The 351-nt window shown below is 38.2% G+C and carries 1 pseudogene; it reads right to left on the bottom strand.

Annotated elements, in window-relative coordinates:
- Positions 1-351 (bottom strand): annotated as a pseudogene (locus D4A39_RS19560) (IS5/IS1182 family transposase); the annotation flags it as partial.

Raw genomic sequence — 351 nt, 5'->3', positions numbered from 1 at the left:
GACATAATAATCTTTCTCCTTGTTATAATACAGGTTTTCCTGTTTGAAAGGATTTGTCACATATTTGTCTGCTCTTTGCTCCTTATGAAAGAAATTGTACTTGACATATGCCTCTATTCCGTTTTCTTCCATAAAGCGATAGTTCTCTTCCGAACCATAACCGGAATCGGCAACTTCTTCCAATGGGAAACGGTTATAACGTTCATGAAACGAATTTTCAAAAGGAATCAATGTAAGGGTGTCTGTAGGATTAGGGTAGAGACCAAAATCGAGCATAAACTGATTTTCGGTTCCGATTTGCAGATTATATCCCGGTTTTAATTGCCCGTTTCCCATAGGGTCTTCCTTCAT

Source organism: Alcanivorax profundi, assembly GCF_003597125.1.
Lineage (GTDB): Bacteria > Pseudomonadota > Gammaproteobacteria > Pseudomonadales > Alcanivoracaceae > Alcanivorax > Alcanivorax profundi.
The sequence above is the reverse complement of the archived record's forward strand: the minus strand, read 5'-3'. Positions and strand labels throughout refer to the sequence as shown.